This window comes from Dolichospermum sp. UHCC 0352, assembly GCF_009711925.1.
GTDB classification, from domain to species: Bacteria; Cyanobacteriota; Cyanobacteriia; order Cyanobacteriales; family Nostocaceae; genus Dolichospermum; species Dolichospermum lemmermannii.
On the sequence record NZ_VIKY01000042.1, the window covers coordinates 1 to 1,420 of the forward strand.

The following is a 1,420-nucleotide window of genomic DNA, read 5'->3' on the forward strand; positions in this document are numbered from 1 at the left end:
ACTATTTTTGGCAATGACCGATAATTTACCTTCCAAATGCTTCGCCCCTACTGACAACTGACAACTGACAACCTGAGAGAGTTTTGTGAACGATAATATTACTTTAATTGCGGCTGCTACAGGTGGATTTATGGTTTCTCTAGCCTTATCTGGTATTTTAAAAGGTGCGCCAATCGCAAATTGGCAACAGGCACATAATAATTTACACCCCATTGTCAACGTGCAAATTATCAGTAAAAATAAAATAAATTAAAATTATGCAGCAAGTAATTGGTATTGATTTAGGGGGAACTGCGATTAAACTTGGTCGGTTCAAAGCAGATGGTAATTGTTTGCAATCTTTATCTGTGGATACTCCCCAACCCGCAACACCAGAGGCTGTATTATTGAAAATAGTAGATGCAATATCACAAATTGACCCCAATAATGAAAGTGTCGCCATTGGTTTAGGTACTCCTGGCCCTGCTGATGCTGCGGGAAGAATTGCGAAAGTTGCTATTAATCTAGTAGGATGGCATGATGTCCCCTTAGCTGATTGGTTAGAAGCCAAAACCGGTAAACCGACAATTTTGGCTAATGATGCTAACTGTGCAGGTTTAGGAGAAGCTTGGTTAGGTGCAGGCCGAAATTTCCCCAATTTGATTTTACTAACTTTGGGGACTGGCGTTGGTGGGGCAATTATTCTTGATGGTAAATTATTTGTCGGACATCAAGGTGCAGCAGCAGAATTAGGTTTAATTACCTTAAATCCTGATGGACCAATGTGTAATAGTGGCAATCAAGGCTCATTAGAACAGTATACTTGTATTTCTGCCATTCGTCGCCGCACAGGCAAAGAACCAGCAGAATTAGGCGCACTTGCCCAAACTGGAGATATAGAAGCCTTGACTTTTTGGCAAGAATATGGTAGAGACTTAGGGATTGGTTTAACCAGTTTACTCTATGTGCTGACACCCCAAGCAATTATTATTGGTGGTGGTGTCAGTGGGAGTTTTGAATTTTTCTTACCTGCATTAACAGCAGAAATCGAAAAACGAGTTTTACCAACTTCCCGTGCAGGTTTGCAAATTCTCCCCGCAGAATTAGGAAATACAGCGGGAATGGTAGGCGCTGCTAAGTTAGCATTGGAAATAGGTAATTGGTAATGGGGTAGAAACAGCTTGATAATTTCTACCCATAACTAGCCTTATGTTACTGTTTGTCCAAGTCTTCAATAAGTTGATCAACAAAATCCCTCAACCGTTGTTGCCAGTCAGGGACGGTTTTAATTTTTTCCCTGACTCCAGGTAAAACCTTAAATTGCAAGGGTGATTTATCGTAGGCTACTTTATTTTGTGGTTTAAATTTAATCCGAGGCATTGCTAAATCCTAATATATCTGATATACTAGATATCATAGCACGACATTGAAGGTCGAATCA

The 1,420-nt window shown here is 40.2% G+C and carries 3 protein-coding genes; 1 reads left to right on the forward strand and 2 read right to left on the reverse strand.

From position 1 onward, the window contains the following. Nucleotides 1-213: hypothetical protein (locus FJR06_RS23905; RefSeq protein WP_217359758.1), on the reverse strand; the 213-nt coding region annotated here is incomplete at its 3' end. Nucleotides 214-257: 44 nt separating this feature from the next. Here FJR06_RS23905 and FJR06_RS02765 point away from each other — a divergent pair. Continuing rightward, entirely contained in the window at nucleotides 258-1,145 is an 888-nt protein-coding gene (locus FJR06_RS02765; RefSeq protein WP_168650666.1) for an ROK family protein, read from the forward strand. A 46-nt stretch (nucleotides 1,146-1,191) separates the two neighbouring features. On the opposite strand, the gene FJR06_RS02770 is transcribed toward FJR06_RS02765, so the two are convergent. After that, nucleotides 1,192-1,359 carry a hypothetical protein gene (locus tag FJR06_RS02770; RefSeq protein WP_168650668.1) on the reverse strand — a complete coding sequence of 56 codons (168 nt, stop codon included), beginning with the start codon at nucleotides 1,357-1,359 and terminating at the stop codon, nucleotides 1,192-1,194. Between the last annotated feature and the right edge of the window lie 61 nt (nucleotides 1,360-1,420).

Excerpts from the sequence above, each read along its gene's own strand:
- FJR06_RS02770 (WP_168650668.1), bottom strand. The coding sequence starts at position 1,359 with ATGCCTCGGATTAAATTTAAACCACAAAATAAAGTAGCCTACGATAAA.
- FJR06_RS02765 (WP_168650666.1), top strand. The coding sequence starts at position 258 with ATGCAGCAAGTAATTGGTATTGATTTAGGGGGAACTGCGATTAAACTT.